Genomic DNA, 19,383 nt, shown 5'->3' with positions numbered 1-19,383 from the left:
AGTGCCTCTTCTTTCGTTCTGCGAACCATCTTTTTGCTCCAAATTACCTGCGCCAAACATTAAACATACATTCGTGATAGTATATTTCAAATCGACCGTGGCGGGGGTCTTATTACAGCGTGCAGCCGATCTGTCCGGTCAATACAACAATATTCTTAAGGAACTTCCGAATGCGTTCATTATCCTCCTTCGCCACGCGCGCAGTCGCTGCGACCGCCGTCCTGTGCATGCTGGTTGCATGCGGCGACAAAAATGCGGCTCCCGGTGGACCAGGTGCCGGTGGTCCGGGCGGCAAGCCACCGCCACCCCAGGTGGGCGTGATCACCGTCAAGACTGCGCCGGTGGCGCTGCAGTCCGAATTGCCTGGGCGCGTGGAAGCGGTACGGGTGGCGCAGGTGCGCGCCCGCGTCAATGGCGTGGTGCTCAAGCGCCTGTTTACCGAAGGCAGCGAGGTAAAGCAGGGACAGGTGCTGTTCCAGATTGATCCCGCCCCTTACCAGGCCCAACTGGCAAGCGCCCGTGCCAATCTTGGCAAGGCGCAAGCCAACCTGAGCCAGGCCACCGCCCAGGCCAACCGCTACAAGCCGCTGGCCGAAGCCAATGCCGTGAGCAAGCAGGAGTACGACAATGTGGTCGCGGCCCAGCGCACCGCCCAGGCCGACGTCGCGGCCCAGCGCGCCCTGGTACAGATCGCGCAGATCAATACCGGCTACGCCAGCGTGACCGCTCCCATTGCGGGCCGCATCGGGCGGGCGCTGGTCACCGAAGGCGCCCTGGTCAGCGCAGCCGAGGCCACCCAGCTGGCCGTGATCCAGCAGACCGACAGCGTGTTTGTCAATTTCACGCAATCGGCTTCGGAATTGCAGCGCCTGCGCCGCGCGGCCGGCGTCAATGTGACCCAAGGCGAGGCCGTGCCCGTATCGATCATCATGGATGACGGCTCGGAACTGACGCACAAGGGCAAGCTCCTGTTTTCGGACGTGACCGTCGACCCGACTTCGGGCCAGGTCACCCTGCGCGCCCAGGTACCCAACAATGACAACATGCTGCTGCCTGGCCAGTACGTGCGCGTGCGCGTGGCCCAGGCCCAGGTTCCGGCAGCCATTCTCATCCCCCAGCAGGCAGTCACCCGCGGCAGCTCCGGCGACACGGTGGTGGTGGTAGGCGCCGACGGCAAGACGCAGCCGCGCACGATCCGCGTCGGCTCCCAGCAAGATGGCCAGTGGGTGGTGCTCGAAGGCCTCAAGGATGGCGAGCAGGTCGTGGTCGACGGCTTCCAGAAGCTCCAGGGACCGGGCGCCGAGGTCAAGCCGGTGCCATGGTCGGCGCCGGCGACTGCGCAAGCTCCCGCGCCAGCGGCCGCCGCCCCTGCGCCAGCGGCCAGCCGCTAACGAATTTTAGTCAGGACTATCAATGGCTCGCTATTTTATCGACCGCCCCATCTTCGCATGGGTCATCGCGCTCTTCATCATGGTCGTGGGCGCGGTCTCCATTACCCAGCTGCCGGTGGCGCAATACCCGGCAGTGGCCCCACCATCCATCGTCATCAATGCCGCCTACCCCGGCGCGTCGGCCCAGACCCTCGAGGACAGCGTCATCAGCGTGATCGAACGCGAAATGAACGGTTCCCCGGGCCTCATCTACATGGAGTCAATCAGCCAGGCCAACGGCACCGGCTCCATCACGCTCAGTTTTGAAACCGGCACCAACGATGACCTGGCCCAGGTGGACGTGCAGAACCGCCTGGCCCGCGCCACCCCGCGCCTGCCGCAGGCGGTGGTGCAGCAGGGCGTGCGCGTGGACAAGGCGCGCGCCAACTTCCTGATGTTTACCATTCTCACGTCGAGCGACCCGAAATGGGATCCGATCGCGCTTGGCGACTATGCTTCGCGCACCGTGCTGCCTGAAATCCAGCGCATCAAGGGCGTCGGCCAGGCCCAGTTGTTCGGCACCGAGCGCGCCATGCGCATCTGGATCGATCCGGCCAAACTGGTCGGCTTCAACCTCTCGCCCACGGACGTGAACGCAGCCATCCGCTCGCAGAACGCCCAGGTATCGTCGGGCACCATTGGCGACCTGCCCAACGTCGGCGGCCAGGCCATTACCGCCACGGTCGTCGTATCGGGCCAGCTGAGCACCGTCGAGCAATTCGGCAACATCATCCTGCGCGCCAATCCGGACGGCTCCAGCGTGCGCCTGCGCGACGTGGCCCGCATCGAACTTGGCGCCCAGAGCTACGCCACGGCGGCACGCCTTAATGGCAAGCCTTCCACCGGTATCGGCATCCAGCTCTCCCCCACCGGCAATGCGATGGAGACGGCCAAGCTGGTGCGCGCCCGCATGGACGAGCTGGCACGCTACTTCCCCAAGGGGATGACTTACGCGGTCCCATACGACAGCTCGCGCTTTGTCGACATCTCCATCAAACAGGTCGTGGTAACGCTGATTGAAGCGGTGGTACTGGTGTTCCTGGTGATGTTCCTGTTCCTGCAAAACTTCCGCTACACGATCATTCCCACCATCGTGGTGCCGGTCGCGCTGCTTGGGTCGCTGGGCACCCTGCTGGCCCTGGGCTACTCCATCAACGTGCTGACCATGTTCGGCATGGTGCTGGTGATCGGCATCGTGGTCGACGACGCCATCGTGGTGGTCGAAAACGTGGAACGGATCATGAGCGAAGAAGGCTTGCCGCCGCTGGAAGCGACGCGCAAGGCCATGGGCCAGATTTCCGGCGCCATTATCGGCGTGACCGTGGTGCTGGTGTCGGTATTCGTGCCGCTGGCGTTCTTCGCCGGCGCGGTGGGCAATATCTACCGCCAGTTCTCGGCCGTGATGGTCTCGTCCATCCTGTTCTCGGCCTTCCTCGCGCTCACACTCACGCCGGCGCTGTGCGCCCACCTGCTCAAGCCTGTGGAAGCTGGCCACAGCCATGCCAAGACCGGCTTCTTCGGCTGGTTCAACCGCGGCTTCAGCAAGACTGCAAAAAACTACGAAGGCTTCGTGGCCAAAATGCTGCGCCACACCGGCCGTTCGCTGATCGTGTTCGTGGCCGTGATAGGCGTGGTGTGCCTGCTGTTTGTGCGCATGCCAAACAGCTTCCTGCCCAACGAAGACCAGGGTTCGCTGATCGCCAACTTCCAGCTGCCGCCCGGTGCCACGCTCGAGCGCACCGGCCGTGCCCTGCGCGAGGCCGAGGAATTCATCCTCAAGCAGCCGGAAGTGGCCAGCATGGTGGCAGTCCAGGGCTTCAGCTTTTCGGGCCAGGGCCAGAACATGGCGCTTGGCTTCATCACGCTCAAGGACTGGGACGAGCGCAAGGGCGAGGGCCAGGACGCGACGTCGGTGGCAGGCCGCATCAGTGGCCGCCTGTCGCAGGTACGCGACGCCATCATTTTCGCCATCAGCCCGCCGCCAATCCCGGAGCTCGGACGCGGCACCGGCTTCTCCTTCCGTCTGCAGGACCGGGGCGGCCAGGGGCGCGACGCGCTCATGGCTGCGCGTAACCAGCTGCTGGGCATGGCGGGCCAGAGCCCGATCCTGGCCGGCGTGCGTCCGGAAGGCCTGGAAGACGCGCCGCAGGTTCAGCTCGACATTGACCGCGACAAGGCCAGTGCACTGGGCGTGACGTTCGACGCGATCAATGCGGCCATTTCGACGTCGCTCGGTTCGGCCTACATCAATGACTTCCCGAATGCGGGCCGCCTGCAGCGCGTGGTGGTCCAGGCCGATGCGCCCTCGCGCATGCAGCCGGAAGACTTGCTGCGCTTAAACGCCATGAATGCGCGCGGCCAGCCCGTGCCCCTGTCGGCCTTTGCCACCACGCGCTGGGTGACAGGTCCCATGCAAACGGTGCGCTACAACGGCTACCCGAGCATTCGCCTCTCGGGCGACGCGGCGCCCGGCTACAGTACCGGCCAGGCGCTGGACGAAATGGAGCGCCTCGCCGGCCAGCTGCCGCCCGGCTTCGCGTTTGAATGGACCGGCCAGTCGCGCGAAGAAAAGCTGTCCGGCTCCACGGTCGGCATCCTGCTCGCCTTTGCCATGCTGGCGGTATTTCTGGCCCTGGCCGCACTCTATGAAAGCTGGTCGATTCCGGTGGCGGTGCTGCTGGTGGTGCCACTGGGCGTGCTTGGCGCGCTGCTGGCGGCGAACCTGCGCGGCTTTCCCAACGATGTGTACTTCAAGGTGGGCTTGATCACCATCATTGGCCTGGGCGCGAAAAACGCGGTGCTGATCATCGAATTTGCCAAGGACCTGCAGGCGCAGGGCCGCACGCTGGTGGAAGCGGCGCTGGAAGCGTGCCACCTGCGCTTCCGCCCGATTATCATGACCTCGCTCGCCTTTATCCTCGGCGTGCTGCCACTGGTGATTGCCAGCGGCGCGGGTTCGGCCAGCCAGCGTGCCATCGGCACCGGCGTCATGGGCGGCATGATCACCGCTACTGCACTTGGCGTGTTCTTTGTGCCCGTGTTCTTCGTGATCGTCCGCAAACTTTTCAAGGGCAGTGAGCGTCAGCGCCAGAAGTATGCGCACGAAGACGGTGCCGCTCATCCCGCAGTCGAGGTAAAGCATGATTAAGACGATTTACAAGCTTGGGCCGCTGGCGCTGTCACTGACCCTGGCTGGCTGCATGTCGCTGGCGCCCACTTACCAGCGCCCGGCGGCGCCGGTGGCGGCCACCTTCCCGCTGGCCGACAGCACCAGCAACCAGGCGGCGGCCAACCTGGACTGGCAAAGCTTCTTTGCCGACCAGCGCCTCAGGCAGCTCATCGGCCTGGCATTGACCAACAACCGCGACCTGCGGGTGGCAATTGCCAACATCGAACAGGCGCGTGCCCAGTTCCAGGTGCGCCGCGCTGATATCCTGCCCACGGTTGGCGTTGGCGTGAGCGGCAGCCGCACGCCGGGCCCGAATGACTCGACCATCAGCACCTACAGCGCAGGGCTGGCGGTAAGCTCTTTCGAGCTCGATCTGTTTGGCCGCGTGAAGAGCCTCAGTAATGCCGCGCTGGCCCAGTACCTGGCCACGGAGGAAGCGCGCAAGGCCACCCATATCAGCCTGATCGCCTCGGTCGCCAACACCTACCTGGCCACGCTGGCCGACCAGGAACTGCTGGCACTGACGCAGCAGACCCTGAAGGCGCGCGAGGATGCGCTGCGGCTCATCCAGCTCAAGTACGACAACGGTGTGGTGTCCAATCTCGACCTGCAGCAGGGCGTCTCGCTGGTCGATACCGCGCGCGCCACGCTGGCGCAGCAGCAGCGCCAGCTGGCACTCGATACCAATTTGCTGACCCTTCTCGTTGGCCAGACGCTGCCGGCCAATCCGGCGCCCAATGCCACGCTCAGGTCCACCGAACTGACCGAGCTGCCGGCCGGCCTGCCGTCCGACTTGCTGACCGTACGCCCGGACATTCGCGCCGCCGAGCAGCAGCTGGTTGCAGCGAACGCCAACATTGGCGCGGCGCGCGCCGCCTTCTTCCCGCGCATCACGCTGACCGGCAGCGCCGGCAGCGCCAGCACGGAACTGAGCGGTCTGTTCGAGAGTGGCTCGTACGGCTGGAGTTTCGCGCCAAACCTGCTGCTGCCGATCTTTGACTATGGCCGCAACCGCGCCAACCTCGGCGCCGCGCGCGCCGGGCGCGACATCGCCGTAGCCCAGTACGAGCGCAGCATCCAGGCTGCGTTCCGCGAAGTGGCGGATGCACTGGCCGGCCAGGCCACGTTCAGCGAGCAATTGCGGGCGCAGCGCGCAGTGGCTGAAGCGGAGCAGGAACGCTTCCGCCTGTCGGACCTGCGCTACCAGAGCGGCGCTTCGAGCTATCTCGACCTGCTCGACGCCCAGCGTTCGCTGTTCGCGGCCCAGCAGGCGGCGGTGCAGGCCAACCTGCAGCGCCTGCAGAACCAGGTGACGCTGTACCGCGTGCTTGGTGGCGGCTGGAGCGCCGAGCCTGGCGCGTCAAGGTAGGCGCCAGGCCTACTCGCCCAGGAACATCTGCTGCAGATCGTTGAGGAAGCGCAGTCCCAGTTCGGTCGGGCGGATGATCTTGTGGTCGCGGTACAGGAGGCCCTTGGCCTCCGCCGCATTGAGGGTTTTGTCGATGGCTGTGATGCTCATGCCGGTGCGCTCGCCAAACAGCCTGGGATCGAAACCGCCGGTCAGGCGCAGCGTGTTGAGCATGAATTCAAAGCCCATGTCGGCGCGTGAAATCTCGTACTCTTCCTGCACCGGATTGCCCTTCACGGCAGCTTCCATGAACGACTTTGGCTGCTTGAAGCGCGCCTGGCGCAGCACGCGGTGGGGGAACGATATCTTGGAGTGCGCCCCGGCGCCGATGCCGAGGTAGTCGCCGAACTCCCAGTAATTGAGGTTGTGGCGTGCGCGCCGTCCTGGCTGCGCATAGGCCGAGATCTCGTACTGTTCAAATCCAGCCTGCCTGGTAGCGACCGCGATCATGTCCTGCATGTCGGCGCTGGTATCGTCGTCCGGCAGCGCCGGTGGGTACTTGGCAAAGACCGTGTTCGGCTCCATCGTCAGGTGGTAGAGCGACAGGTGCGGCGGTGAGAACGCCATGGCCGTGGCCAGGTCCTCTCGCGCCTCTTCCAGCGTTTGCGATGGCAGCGCGTACATCAGGTCGAGGTTGAAGTTATCAAAATTGGCGTGCGCGATCTCCACCGCGCGGCGCGCCTCGCCATCGTCATGAATGCGTCCCAGCGCCTTCAGGTGCCGCGCGTTGAAACTCTGGATGCCAATCGACAGGCGGTTGATGCCGCTGGCGCGGAAGGACTTGAACTTCTCGGTCTCGAATGTGCCGGGGTTCGCTTCCATGGTGATTTCGCAGGCCCCATCGAGCGGCAGCAGCGTGCGCACGTCCGACATCAATCGGTCCAGCCCTTTGGCCGACATCAGGCTGGGCGTACCGCCGCCGATGAAAATCGTATAAATCTTGCGGCCCCAGATCAGGGGCAGCGACTGCTCCAGGTCGAGCCTGACCGCGGCGAGGTATTCTTCTTCCGGGAACTCGCCCCTGGCTTCGTGCGAGTTGAAGTCGCAATAAGGACACTTGCGCACACACCATGGAAAGTGGATGTACAGCGACAGCGGCGGCAACGCCGTCAGGTTCAGGGTGCCGGGCTGCAGATACTGCAGCGCGCTTGCCGCCGGTGAGCGTGGCTCGGGCGCCTTGTCGCCGCTGACGACTTTGATCGGAATCATTTGAGCTTGTCGACCAGTGCGCGCAGGGCCTGGCCGCGATGGGACAGCGCATTCTTTTCCAGCGGTGTGAGTTCAGCGGCGCACTTGCCCAGTGACGGGATGAAGAAATGGGGATCGTAGCCAAAGCCGTTGGAGCCGCGCGCCTCTGGCGTGATTTCGCCGTTCCAACGTCCGTCCGCAATGACCGGCTGCGGGTCGCCTGCGTGGCGCACATATACCAGTACGCAGTAATAATAGGCCGACTTGTCGTCGTGCGACGCCAGGTCCGCGATCATCTTCTCGTTATTGCGCGCGTCAGATTTCGGCTCGCCCGCAAAGCGCGCCGAATACACGCCCGGCGCGCCGCCAAAGGCATTGACGCATACGCCGGAATCATCGGCCAGTGCCGGCAGCCCGGTCAGGCGCGACGCGTGGCGCGCCTTTTCCAGCGCGTTTTCCACGAAGGTGGCATGAGGCTCTTCCGCCTCCGGCACATTGAATTCTCCCTGCGGATGCAAGGTGAAACCGATGGGACCCAGGATTTCCTGGAATTCCCGCAGTTTGCCGGCGTTGTTGGAGGCGAGGACGAGGCGTTGGGTCATGATGGGCGCTAAAAAATCTGAAGTGCGTATTTTAACCGGTGCGTGGGCCGCCGCCCGATCTGGAGTATGCTTGTCATTATGAAAACACATCCATCCGGCAGCGCTTCGCTTCTCGCCAAAGCATTCCATGCCCGCGTTGAAAAGCCGTTCACGTACCGCGGCATGTGCGACGCTTCCGCCGCCGCGCCCCTCGGCCCCGATTGCTTCGTGGCCGCCAACGACGAGCGCAACCAGCTCAAGGTGTACCAGCGCGGCAAGCGCGATCCGGTAGACGTCATCGATTTGTCGGAATTCCTGGGCACCAAAAAGGACAAGGAATCGGACCTCGAGGGCACGGCCACCGTGGGCGAGCGCATCTACTGGATCTCTTCGCATGGGCGCAACAAGAAGGGCAAGTTCCAGGGCCGGCGCCACCGCTTTTTTGCCACCGATATCGTCGATGGCACGGTCAAGCCGGTGGGGCAACCGTACCGCGAGCTGCTGGCCGACATGTTGGCCACGGAGCACCTGCAGCACTACGATCTGGCTGGCGCGTCCAGCAAGACGCCGGAGGCTGATGGTGCATTCAATATCGAGGGCCTGGCTGCGACGCCCCAAGGCACGCTCCTGATTGGTCTGCGCAATCCGGTCCCGCACGGCATGGCACTGGTGATCCCGCTGCTCAATCCCGATGACGTGATCGAAGGCGAACACGCGCAGTTTGGCCAGGCCATTGAACTGGACCTGGAAGGGCTGGCCGTGCGCAGCCTGGAACAGTTGAACGGTAGCTACCTGGTCGTGGCCGGGCCACCTGCGGATGAAGGCAGCTTTGCGCTGTTCACCTGGACCGGCGAGCCGGCAGACAAGCCGGTACTGCTGCTGCGCGAGGAACTGGCCGATGTGCGCCCGGAAGCGCTGTTTGCGATTCCCGAGACCAATCGCCTGCAGATCCTGAGCGACGATGGCGGCGAACATGTCAAGTCGACCGCCGAAGACAAGCAGGAATTCAGGAGCGTGACGATCACGCTCACCGACAAGGCCTTACAGCCCCAGGGATGATTTTTGCAGCTTGATCAGGTCTGCAATGCCGCCTTCGGCCAGGTCGAGCAGGCGATTCATGCCGGCGCGGTCAAAGGCCACGCCTTCGGCAGTGCCCTGCACTTCGATGAAGTGGCCGGCGTCGGTCATGACCACGTTCATGTCGGTGTCGCAGCCTGAGTCCTCGATGTAATCCAGGTCCAAAACGGGCATGCCGTGATACACGCCGACCGAAATGGCTGCCACAAAACTCTTGACCGGCACCGCGCCAATGGCGCCACGCTCGACCAGCTTGTTGAAGGCATCGTAGGCCGCCACCATGGCCCCGGTGATCGATGCGGTACGGGTGCCGCCGTCGGCCTGCAGCACGTCACAGTCAATCTGCAAGGTGCGCTCGCCAAACCCGTTCAGGTCAAACGCTGCGCGCAGCGACCGGCCAATGAGGCGCTGGATTTCCTGGGTGCGGCCGGACTGCTTGCCGCGCGCAGCCTCGCGGTCCATGCGGGTGTGGGTCGAGCGCGGCAGCATGCCGTATTCGGCCGTCATCCAGCCCTGCCCTTTGCCCTTCAAGAATCCCGGCACCTTGTCTTCGATGCTGGCGGTGCAAATGACCTTGGTGTCGCCGCATTCGATCAGAACCGAGCCTTCGGCATGCCGGGTGTACTGGCGCGTCAGGCGCACATCGCGCAGCTGGTCTACGGCGCGGCCGCTGGGGCGTGATTCAAACGTCATGTGAAACCTTAATTGATGATTTTGGAGGATTTTTCGATGGCGCCGCGGATTTCCGCGATCGCCTTTTCAATTTCGTCGTCGTTAAAGGCATCGACCTCGCTCGGGTTTTCCGGCTCGGTGCTGGTCTGGATGGTGGTGCTCACCAGGTTCTCAGGCAGCATCATGGTCGAGATAACGGTGGCCATGTCGGCACTGAGCGCGTTCGGGGTCTCGACCTCGGGCGAGCCTTGCCACATGATGGCCAGCGCGGTCGCGTTGTCGCCCTTGTCGCCGGCAATCGCGGTGGCGGTCGAGATCATGTCAGGGATGGCGCGCACGATGGTCTGGGTGCTCAGGCGATGGACCATTTCCTCGTCCGACAGCATCGACCACAGCCCGTCGGAACACAGCATGAGCACATCGCCCGACTGCAGGCTGGCAGGCCGCGCCACGTCCACCTTGGGCAGCGATGACGCGCCAATGCAGTTATACAGCTTGTTGCGGTCCGGGTGGGTCGAACGCTCGGACGGATCGGCCATGCCCTTGTCGATCATGTGCTCGATGTGCGAATGGTCGCGCGTGCGGCCCAGGATCTGCCCGCGCCGCATCCAGTACAAGCGCGAGTCGCCGCAATGGGCCCAGGTAGCGATGTTATGCTGGATCAGGCACGCCACGGCCGTGGTGCGCGGCGTGTCGGGCAGGTTGTTGGTGGCGCGGTAGCGATGGATTTCCTGGTGCGCTTCCATGAACGCCTCTTCCAGGAAGCGTTCCGGCTTTTTCACGTACGGCGTGGCGCCCTTCTGGAACGCGCTCGACATGGTCTGCATGAAGATGGAGGCGGCCACTTCGCCGCGCAAATGGCCACCCATGCCATCGGCCAGCACCAGCAGCAGCGCATCGCGCGTGAAGCTGTAACCCATGCGGTCCTGGTTGATCTTGCGCCCGCCGATCTGGCTTTCCTGATATACGGAGAATTGCATGTTGTTCTTTCTGATCAGGTATTCAATCTACGGTCTTCTTGCGGCCAATGCCGAAGCGGTCGGCCAGGCCGCGCCAGCCACCTGCGGATTTTTCTGCCGCAGGCGGCGCCGGCGCCTTGCGTGGCTGCGACAATTCCTTTTGCAGCGCGAACAGGCTTTGCGGCCGCGCCAGCGGATCGAGTTCCAGGCACCAGCGCACCATGTCGATCAGCTCAGGCGAATAATTGGCAGCGAGCTTTTCGTAATAGCCGGGCATCTTGTCGTCAATCTTGCGCTGGTCGGCCGCTTGCGGCGGCGAGGCTGCCATGCACGCGAACATGGAAGCGCCAATACTATATATATCCGACCATGGCCCCAGTGTCGCGGTCTTGGAATACAGGTCGGGCGGTGCAAAGCCGGGCGTGTACATGGGGGTGAGCTTGGGTACGTCGGCATTGAAGGTCTGGCGCGCCGCACCGAAGTCGAGCACGATGGGCGTGCCATCGGTGCGCAGGTAAATATTGGCCGGCTTGAGGTCCAGGTGCAGCAGCTTGTTGGTATGGACTTCACGCAGGCCGGCGCACACGCCGATAAAAATCTGGCGGATGAAGGCCTCGTTCAGGCGGCTGCCCTTCACGCCGAGGCGCGCGATCTGCTCTTGCAGCGAGTGGCCCGACTCGTAGGCCATGACCATGTACACCGTTTCGTTGCCACGAAAGAAATTCAATACCCGCACCACGTTGGGGTGCGAGATGCGGGCCAGGGCCCGGCCTTCTTCAAAAAAGCACTTGAGACCAATGCGGAACACCGCCAGATTGGGCTTGGAAATGACCGGCACGAGCTCGCCCGGCTGCCGCAATGCCAGGGCGCTGGGAAGGTATTCTTTGATCGCCACGGCGTTGCCATCGGCGTCATAAGCGAGATATACAATACTGAACCCACCGGACGCAATTTTCTTTACAATGCGATATCCGGCAATTTCAAGCCCATCGGGCAAGGGAGCGTTATTTTGTGCAGCCATGAGGGTTCCTTGCTTAACACGGCGATTGTGTGGATAAATCAGTGCTTTGTAAAGAAAAGATAAAAACCGGGGACTCCATTGAGCATTTCTAGCATGACAGGTTACGCGGTAGCCACGAGCGAAAGCGCGGCTGGCACCCTCACGATTGAAATCAAGAGTGTCAACTCACGCTTTCTGGATCTGCAATTTCGCATCAACGACGAGCTGCGCGCCCTGGAGCCGGACCTGCGCGCCGCCATTATGGGCGCAATCACGCGCGGCAAGGTCGAAGCACGCCTGTCGTTCGGACGCAAGGTCGCGGGCGGCTCGCAAGCGCTCAATGCCGCCCTGCTCGCCGACCTGGCGCGCTTGCAGTCGGAAGTGACCAAGCACTTCGTTTCCGCTCCCCTCATGACGGTGGCCGAACTGCTGCGCTGGCCCGGCGTGATCGAAGAAGCCCAGGTTGGCCAGGAATCGCTGCAGGCCGACGTGGCCGCCCTCACCGCCAAGACCGTCGCCGCTTTTGTCGACAGCCGCCGGCGCGAAGGCGCGGCCCTGGAAGCCATGCTCATTTCCCGTATTGACGCGATGGACGTCATTGTCAAACGGATCACTCCCCTGATCCCGCAAGTCATTGCACAGTTCCAGCAAAAAGCCATTGAGCGCATGCAGGATGCCCTGGGCCTGGCGGGCCACGGCACCCCGTCCACCCTCACGCGCCAGGAAGCGTTCGAGCGCATCCGCCAGGAAGTGACGCTGTACGGCATCCGTATCGACGTGTCGGAAGAACTGTCGCGCCTCACGGCGCACCTGACGGAGACGCGCCACATTCTGAAGAAAGGCGGCCAGGTCGGCAAGCGCCTGGACTTCATGATGCAGGAGCTCAACCGCGAAGCCAATACGCTCGGCGCCAAGGCCTCGGTCAAGGAACTGGCCGATGCGTCGATGGAACTGAAGCTGCTGATCGAACAAATGCGCGAGCAAGTGCAAAACCTGGAGTAAAGATTGGAAATCACTATGGTCACGAACGGCTTTTCCGGCAGCCTGTTTATTGTCGCTGCCCCGTCGGGCGCGGGCAAATCCACCCTGGTCAACGCCCTGCTGGCGCAGGAACCGGGCATCCAGCTGTCGATCTCGACCACCACGCGCCAGCCGCGCCCGGGCGAGACCGATGGCAAGCAATACCATTTCACCACCGCCGAGGATTTCGTGGCCCGCGCCGGCCGCGGGGAGTTCCTCGAATGGGCCGAAGTACATGGCAACTACTACGGCACCTCGCGCCTGATGGTGGAAAAGGAAATGAAAGCGGGAACCGACATCCTGCTGGAAATTGACTGGCAAGGCGCACGCCAGGTGAAAAAGCAGTTTCCGCAAGCGGCCGGCATCTTCATCTTGCCGCCGTCGATTGCAGCCCTGTCGGAGCGGTTGCACAAGCGCGGCCAGGACGAACCGCACGTGATCGAGCGCAGGCTGCTTGCCGCCGGCGGCGAGATCTCTCACGCTCCGGAGTTCGACTATGTTATTATCAATGAAGAGTTCAACGTCGCCTTGTCCGAGATGAGCGCGATTGTCAGAGCGACACGCAGCCGTTTTGCCCAGCAGGCGGCCCGCAACGCCTCGCTTTTTGCCCAACTGGGTATCCACGCGCAACAATCGTGACCGGCGCAATTTGTCAAACACTAGGAGTCCGCATGGCCCGCATTACCATTGAAGATTGTCTGAAGAGTATCCCTAACCGTTTCCAGCTGACCCTGGCCGCGACCTATCGCGCTCGTCAGTTGCTGCAAGGCCACACGCCGAAAGTCGAAGCCAAGGACAAGCCTACCGTTGTCGCCCTGCGCGAGATCGCCGCCGGTAAAGTCGGCATCGAAATGCTGAAAAAGGTGCCAATGTAATTTGTTGTCGCGTGCAACAAGAGTGTTCCCCCGTTATCTGGTAGCCTTCTAGTATGAACTTCCCTACGGATATGACACTCCCAGGCACGCCCAAGTCGCGGAACCGACGTTCCGCCGACAAACCTGATGCCGCCGCGCCATTGGCGCCCGGCGTTGCATCAGTCACCCAGCTGAACGCCAAACTGGCGGAATACCTCAGCCCCTCCGAACTCAAGAAAGTCAAGGAAGCCTATCGTTTTTCGGACGAGATGCATCTTGGCCAGGTCCGCAAGTCGGGCGAACCGTATATTTCCCATCCCATTGCCGTCGCCGAAATCTGTGCCGACTGGAAGCTTGACGCCCAGGCCATCATGGCCGCGCTGCTGCATGATGTGATGGAAGACCAGGACGTCAAGAAGGATGAGCTGATCGAGCGCTTTGGCGCCCCCGTCGCCTCCCTCGTGGACGGCCTGTCCAAGCTGGAAAAAATCGAATTCCAGAGCCTGATCGAGGCGCAGGCGGAAAACTTCCGCAAGATGCTGCTGGCCATGGCATCGGACGTGCGCGTGATTCTCATCAAGCTGGCCGACCGTTTGCATAATATGCGCACGCTTGAGCACATGGCGGACTCCAAGAAGCGCCGCATTGCTTCCGAAACCATGGAAGTCTATGTGCCTATTGCGCACCGCCTGGGGTTGAACAATATCTACCGCGAACTGCAGGACCTGGCGTTTTCGCACCTGTATCCGCTGCGCTATCGCACGCTGTCCAAGGCCGTCAAGGCGGCGCGCGGCAACCGGCGTGAAGTGGTCAAGAAAATCCTGGAGTCAGTCAAGAACACGCTGGCCACGGCAGAATTGCCGGCCGAAGTGTATGGGCGCGAAAAGACGCTGTATGGCATCTATAAAAAGATGCGCAACAAGCGCCTGTCGTTTTCGCAGGTGCTCGACGTGTACGGCTTTCGCATCGTCGTGGACAGCTTTGCCAATTGCTACGTTGCGTTGGGAACCTTGCACGGCCTGTACAAGCCGATGCCTGGCAAGTTCAAGGATTACATCGCGATCCGCAAGTTAAATGGCTACCAGTCGCTGCATACGACCCTGATTGGTCCCTACGGCACGCCGGTAGAGTTCCAGATTCGCACACAGGAAATGCACCGCACCGCCGAATCAGGCGTGGCCGCGCACTGGCTGTACAAGACTGGCGACTCCAACCTGTCGGACTTGCAGCAGCGCACGCATGCGTGGCTGCAATCGCTGCTTGATATCCAGCAGCAGACCGGCGACTCGGCCGAGTTCCTGGAGCATGTGAAGGTTGACCTGTTCCCCGATTCGGTCTATGTGTTCACGCCCAAGTCCAAGATCATCGCCCTGCCCCGCGGCGCCACGGCGCTCGACTTCGCGTACACGATTCACACCGGCATTGGCGACCATACCGTGTCGGTGAAAATCAATCACGAAGAAGCCTCGCTGCGCACGGAACTGCACAACGGCGACATTGTCGAAATCGTGACGGACCCGGATTCCAAGCCAAGCCCCACCTGGCTGGCCTTCGTTCGCACAGGCAAGGCGCGCTCGGCCATTCGCCACCATTTGCGCACGATCAATCTGAACGAGTCGGTGGAGCTGGGCCAGGAACTGCTGGCCCAGGCGTTGACGACGCTGAACATCAACCCGGAGTTGACGGACGAGACGATCGAAAGGCTGCTCAACGAATCGTCCGCCAAGTCCATGGATGAGCTGTATGCCGACATTGGCATCGGCAAGCGCATGGCCGCGCTGGTTGCCCGCCACATTTTCGGCCTCATCGACGACAATCTGGCGGCCATGCCGTCTAGCGCCAGTGCGCCGAGCGGGGGACTCGATCCTGTCACCATTTACGGCAGCGAAGGCGTGGCGGTGCAGCTGGCGCCCTGCTGCCTGCCGATTCCGGGCGACCAGATCACGGGCCAGTTGCGGCGTGACCAGGGCCTGATCGTCCATACGGGCGACTGCAGCGGCGCCAAGCGCGTGCGCAGCAAGGAGCCGGACCGCTGGATACCCGTGCAGTGGGGAGCGGAACTGAACCGGCGCTTCGATTGCCGCATCCGCCTTCTCATCAACAATGAACGAGGCATTTTGGCCCGCGTGGCGGCCGAGATCGGCGAGTCCGACGCCAACATTTCCTACGTGGGGATGGACGAGGATGAAGAACACGTCATGACCCAGCTGCGCTTTACGATCCAGGTCCAGGACCGGGTGCATCTGGCGCACTTGATCCGCAATCTGCGCAGGGTGAGTGGCGTGACGCGGGTTGAGCGCGAGCGGAATTGAACTGCAGCTGAACTCCTCGACGTGCTCCTGCCCTGATGTATCGCCGAGTCATAATGGCGGATCGGCTTGAACGGATTTTTCAATTCTCGTAATAATTTCTTCAATCCGTCCCGGTTCGCCATCGGATGCAGGAGGCGACGCTCACGCCGATTATGCGAATAGTCCGGTGGTCGAATCAGCTATTGGTCTTAACTTTATTTCAAATACCTCCGAGAAGATATACCTTAGGCCATTGCAACATCCTGGGGAAAATTGTTTAGCGCGTACTTAACTTTAAAGTCTTCTCCCACATATACAACGCGGGGATCAGATGGAAGTGTCGCGTCAGCCCCGAAACCAGCGATGGAATTATGTACATATTTATCGAAAAACGCGATGATCCGGTCATCGGACAATCCTTTTCTCCTGACGAATTCATTCTCGTATGCCTGCACCATAGCAATATAAAATGGGCGCATCGTTCCCCATGCGGTAGTGAACCCTCTGCGGCCTGCATTCTCCGGGTGCCTGACCGCATCGTATATTGACTGCACATCAGTAAGCAACTGCTTGTCGTAGAAGTCGATCATGTCTTCTAATGCTTCGGTTTTTGGAACGGAAAAGTTGCGCGCGGCCACATTGCGGTACTTTTCGTAGGCCTGCCGCTCCTCGGCCTGCGCTGCCACGACCCGCCGTCGAATTTCCGACTGCAGTTCAAATAAGCGGGTGGGCCTGGCTGCTTGAACAACATTACTTCGCGCATGGTTATAAGCCTGCTCGAGCTCCTTCTCGCTTTGCGCGAAATTATCCCGTTTTCGCTTGAAAAGGCGTTTATCCAGCTCATCAATCTTCCTGGACTCGTTATCATCCTTTTCCCGACCAATATATTTATTATATATTTTGTGAAATCGCCAAGCATAATACAACCGCATATGTTCAATGATCGACTCTCCCAAGGTTTGCGCTGGATTCATAGCGTTAATGTAGTATTGATAATCTTCAATGACTTCGCGTGACATTGCAAAATCTCTACGCTGGTCTTCCATCCACGCCTTTCTGGGCAAGAAAGGAACACCGCCCTTAAAGATTGCCAAGTCGTACATTTGGGCCAAAGTTAAAAGGCCAAATTTCGTCTCAGCCAATTCGTTCTTACCGCCCTCACCAGGGCTATAGCTACCGCCTACGTCGGAATGCACTCCGGCGTAAACAAACTCCATCCAGTGAGACGGTTTAGTCCAGACTCCATTTGATCCCGCCACGCAAATGCTATCGACTGGAAAGGAATTCCTGGTTTCATGGCCTGCGATAAAGTGAACAACATGCTCCACGTCGTGGGGTATTTTAAGTCTGTCACCCCAGTCCAAATGTCCATTGCAGGGCCCCGGCGCGGGATCAGCCCCTGCTTCGCCCCGGTGCGAGAAAGCTAACATACGTGGCGCAAGCGTTGGATACTTTTTCAGACGAATATCAATATGTGAACGCGTCGTTCCCCTTAATGCATCGGTACCGACCATATTATTTGTGGACATTGGAGCTCCGACAGATGCCACAGTGTCAAAGATCCCTAGGAATCTCAATCTCACAGGCGCCCCACCTTCCGCCGTGAATAGTTTCCCCCTCCTGCGCACACATTTTTCCTCAATGAACAGATTCATGAATGCCCTCGCTGCTGCGGCTCCTCGACTAAAACCAAAAGCTGCGACATTTATTTCCGTAATCTTATTTTTCGGATCAGCGGCAAGAGCAAGATGAGCCGCCATGTACAGATCAAACTCATCCAGTGCGAATCTTAACCTTTCGATCCCATAAAAACCTGTCCCCAAGCCGATCTCTGAACCACCCGCATCCCCAACCTTTGGAAAATATGTGCCCAACCCGGGGATGTAAACGCGGTGAATCGAATTTGTCGGGTTTTTCGGATCTTTGGGATCTTTTACTCCGCCGACGTTACTCTTTCCTTCATGTGCACGATACAACTTTGCGACATTGCTGTGCTTACCATTCTCCACGTCATAGGTAAGATTGTTTCCTGTACCATCGAAAAAGAAAGAGAACCAGATCACCTGATAGCAGGTACCTCGCGGAGGCGATAATGCTGCCTTATTCGAGAGCGTCTTTGCCAGATTAGCCTCAGCTGTAACCAAAGTGACTTTTTTGGTTGGGGACACTGGGCCAGGGGAGCTAGAGTTTGCGGCAAGCTCAAGATTTGTCGCTGACTGTTGCATGGATGGCTGCAACCTCTCCCCCAAGGCAGGGTTAGTTCGGCTTTTTGTCATTTTCGCAGTGTTCGGAGGAATCAAGATTTCCACGGGTCTCGGCAAGTATAAGTCGTGGGGACGAGAGCTTTTCAGTCAAAGCTACTTCTACCTTATTATCAGGGTAAAAATGAACCTCCAAAAAATGAGGATTAGACGGGTACTTGGCTATAGGTGCCTGGACAGTCCGAAAATAGTAATGAATATCTGTAAATTTTTCGCCAAACCGGTCCCGTCTCGTATTATAAAGACACGCACCCACAGTCCATCTGATTTCAACTGGCCGCTTACCGTACGCAGGGGAGTAGTCGAAACAACAAACAGATCCCCCGCCTCCGTCCGCAGGCGAACTAAGATGCAGGTTCCCCCCGCCAATTTCGTTTACAAAGAATTCGTTGATCGGCCTATTAGTATAATTAAAGCCAACAATTGACAGACTGACCGGCTTTACCGAGGCAACGCTCCTGTTTTCCGAGTCCCCGGGCTCACAGCCAGCCACTAATGAAAGTAAAGACACGACCACTGGTGTGCCCCATACGTGCACACGGCTATTATTCATAATTGCACTCACAAAAAGACATTTACTTATTCGCCACTGCCCAATATTTCGACGCGACACATTCAGCAATTTTGTACGACCTCTGTCAAATTAATTGATTTTTCCCGCATTTCCATCAAAACTGCCTTTCCCCGCCCGCATTCAAAGTAATCATCGCCATTCTCGAGAACCAGGCAGCAATAGAGGGCGAGCTCATGTGGAGCTTGAATTCCATGTTGATGGGCCGCGTGGACGTGACGCGAGATTACGTTATGTCGGTCTTTAGGAAGAATGGCCTCGTACTGATGGTTTAGATATTCTCGAATCAGTCCTATCACATTATCCACTTCACTCATCTCAAGAAATTTCGACTCTTGCGCCACGTTAAGTAGTAGCGGCTGATCCGTTTGAGTAGGTTCCACCGAATCCTGACTAACCTTTACTAACTCCCCGGACCGTGTAACGTACCACCATGCGGTCGCAATGCTCAAAAAATTGTTGCGCTGTAAACCGTCCAAAATTCCCATTGCTGTCTCAAACACACGGCTGTCGAAATAGCGAAAGACAACTTCGAAATCATCGGGCAAAGTCACATCTATTCGAAAGGCGAGCCGTCGTGCTAACTCCGGCGCGCTCAATCTGGACTCCAAAAACAAAAGCGATGAGGTGAACTGCCCCCGCTGACATACCCATTTCAGCGCGCTATGCGGAATAAGTTGATTGTCGCGATAGCGAATTGGCACGAGAATTGGTGCCACCTCCAAAGCACCGGCGTTACGAGAACCCTCGAAAAGACTTTGCCAGCTGACGCCCATCCGGGTCAACGTTCTAGTCAGCATCGGAATCGCAGCGTGGTCAATCAGCCCGTAGAGCGTGCCCTCACTGCTTCCATCAGTCTCGGGCGCCCGTAGCGCCAAAACACTTTGGTCATTTAGGTCCAT

Annotated in this window: 16 protein-coding genes; 8 read left to right on the top strand and 8 right to left on the bottom strand. The window is 60.1% G+C overall.

The genetic code is table 11. The features are described 5' to 3' along the window. Positions 1-170 precede the first annotated feature (170 nt). Genes KY495_RS14965 through KY495_RS14955 form a run of 3 tightly spaced genes read left to right on the top strand, consistent with a single transcriptional unit; the run spans position 171 to position 5,968 of the window. Positions 171-1,391, top strand: coding sequence for an efflux RND transporter periplasmic adaptor subunit (locus tag KY495_RS14965; protein ID WP_219880192.1), 1,221 nt, complete (start codon positions 171-173; stop codon positions 1,389-1,391). A 22-nt stretch (positions 1,392-1,413) separates the two neighbouring features. Continuing rightward, positions 1,414-4,578, top strand: coding sequence for an efflux RND transporter permease subunit (locus KY495_RS14960; RefSeq protein WP_219880191.1), 3,165 nt, complete (start codon positions 1,414-1,416; stop codon positions 4,576-4,578). Further along, positions 4,571-5,968 carry an efflux transporter outer membrane subunit gene (locus KY495_RS14955; protein WP_219880190.1) on the top strand — a complete coding sequence of 466 codons (1,398 nt, stop codon included), beginning with the start codon at positions 4,571-4,573 and terminating at the stop codon, positions 5,966-5,968. Before KY495_RS14960 ends, KY495_RS14955 begins: the two co-directional genes overlap by 8 nt. Before the next feature lie 9 nt (positions 5,969-5,977). Here the strand turns inward: KY495_RS14955 and hemW are convergent, their stop codons facing one another. Both hemW and rdgB read right to left on the bottom strand, forming a co-directional pair. Further along, a complete protein-coding gene (gene hemW, locus KY495_RS14950; RefSeq protein ID WP_219880189.1) occupies positions 5,978-7,216 on the bottom strand; it encodes a radical SAM family heme chaperone HemW in 1,239 nt (412 codons plus the stop codon). Beyond that, positions 7,213-7,797: an RdgB/HAM1 family non-canonical purine NTP pyrophosphatase gene (rdgB, locus tag KY495_RS14945; RefSeq protein ID WP_219880188.1), complete on the bottom strand. Its 585-nt coding sequence runs from the start codon at positions 7,795-7,797 to the stop codon at positions 7,213-7,215. Before rdgB ends, hemW begins: the two co-directional genes overlap by 4 nt. Before the next feature lie 78 nt (positions 7,798-7,875). Between rdgB and KY495_RS14940 the strand changes: the two genes are divergently transcribed. Then, the gene (locus KY495_RS14940; RefSeq protein WP_219880187.1) at positions 7,876-8,835 is read left to right on the top strand and encodes a DUF3616 domain-containing protein; all 960 of its coding nucleotides are present in this window, start codon (positions 7,876-7,878) and stop codon (positions 8,833-8,835) included. Here the strand turns inward: KY495_RS14940 and rph are convergent. Genes rph through KY495_RS14925 form a run of 3 tightly spaced genes read right to left on the bottom strand, consistent with a single transcriptional unit; the run spans position 8,818 to position 11,505 of the window. Next, a complete protein-coding gene (rph, locus tag KY495_RS14935) occupies positions 8,818-9,546 on the bottom strand; it encodes a ribonuclease PH (RefSeq protein ID WP_219880186.1) in 729 nt (242 codons plus the stop codon). The two genes, KY495_RS14940 and rph, sit on opposite strands and share 18 nt — an antisense overlap. An 8-nt stretch (positions 9,547-9,554) precedes the next feature. After that, positions 9,555-10,505 carry a PP2C family serine/threonine-protein phosphatase gene (locus KY495_RS14930; protein ID WP_219880185.1) on the bottom strand — a complete coding sequence of 317 codons (951 nt, stop codon included), beginning with the start codon at positions 10,503-10,505 and terminating at the stop codon, positions 9,555-9,557. Between the two features lie 22 nt (positions 10,506-10,527). Further along, a complete protein-coding gene (locus tag KY495_RS14925; RefSeq protein ID WP_219880184.1) occupies positions 10,528-11,505 on the bottom strand; it encodes a serine/threonine-protein kinase in 978 nt (325 codons plus the stop codon). Positions 11,506-11,598: 93 nt separating this feature from the next. Here KY495_RS14925 and KY495_RS14920 point away from each other — a divergent pair, with 93 nt between their 5' ends. The 4 genes from KY495_RS14920 to KY495_RS14905 all read left to right on the top strand — a co-directional run bounded on the left by KY495_RS14920 (position 11,599) and on the right by KY495_RS14905 (position 15,670). Continuing rightward, complete coding sequence (locus tag KY495_RS14920; protein WP_219880183.1) at positions 11,599-12,486, top strand: YicC/YloC family endoribonuclease; 888 nt, start codon at positions 11,599-11,601, stop codon at positions 12,484-12,486. Positions 12,487-12,501: 15 nt separating this feature from the next. Continuing rightward, complete coding sequence (gene gmk, locus KY495_RS14915) at positions 12,502-13,143, top strand: guanylate kinase (protein WP_219884264.1); 642 nt, start codon at positions 12,502-12,504, stop codon at positions 13,141-13,143. A gap of 32 nt (positions 13,144-13,175) precedes the next feature. Continuing rightward, on the top strand, positions 13,176-13,379 hold the full coding sequence (gene rpoZ / locus KY495_RS14910; protein ID WP_026172382.1) for a DNA-directed RNA polymerase subunit omega: 204 nt from the start codon (positions 13,176-13,178) through the stop codon (positions 13,377-13,379). Between the two features lie 71 nt (positions 13,380-13,450). Next, a complete protein-coding gene (locus KY495_RS14905) occupies positions 13,451-15,670 on the top strand; it encodes a bifunctional (p)ppGpp synthetase/guanosine-3',5'-bis(diphosphate) 3'-pyrophosphohydrolase (RefSeq protein ID WP_229518316.1) in 2,220 nt (739 codons plus the stop codon). Between the two features lie 224 nt (positions 15,671-15,894). Here the strand turns inward: KY495_RS14905 and KY495_RS14900 are convergent, their stop codons facing one another. From KY495_RS14900 to KY495_RS14890, 3 genes are all read right to left on the bottom strand, one after another. Next, positions 15,895-17,874, bottom strand: coding sequence for a phospholipase effector Tle1 domain-containing protein (locus KY495_RS14900; protein ID WP_219880181.1), 1,980 nt, complete (start codon positions 17,872-17,874; stop codon positions 15,895-15,897). Between the two features lie 31 nt (positions 17,875-17,905). Then, a complete protein-coding gene (locus tag KY495_RS24385; RefSeq protein WP_219880180.1) occupies positions 17,906-18,463 on the bottom strand; it encodes a DUF3304 domain-containing protein in 558 nt (185 codons plus the stop codon). 62 nt (positions 18,464-18,525) lie between these two features. Continuing rightward, a complete protein-coding gene (locus KY495_RS14890) occupies positions 18,526-19,383 on the bottom strand; it encodes a DUF4123 domain-containing protein (protein ID WP_219880179.1) in 858 nt (285 codons plus the stop codon).

Origin of the sequence: Massilia sp. PAMC28688, from assembly GCF_019443445.1 — a bacterium.
Lineage (GTDB): Bacteria > Pseudomonadota > Gammaproteobacteria > Burkholderiales > Burkholderiaceae_D > Telluria_A.
The sequence above is the reverse complement of the archived record's forward strand: the minus strand, read 5'-3'. Positions and strand labels throughout refer to the sequence as shown.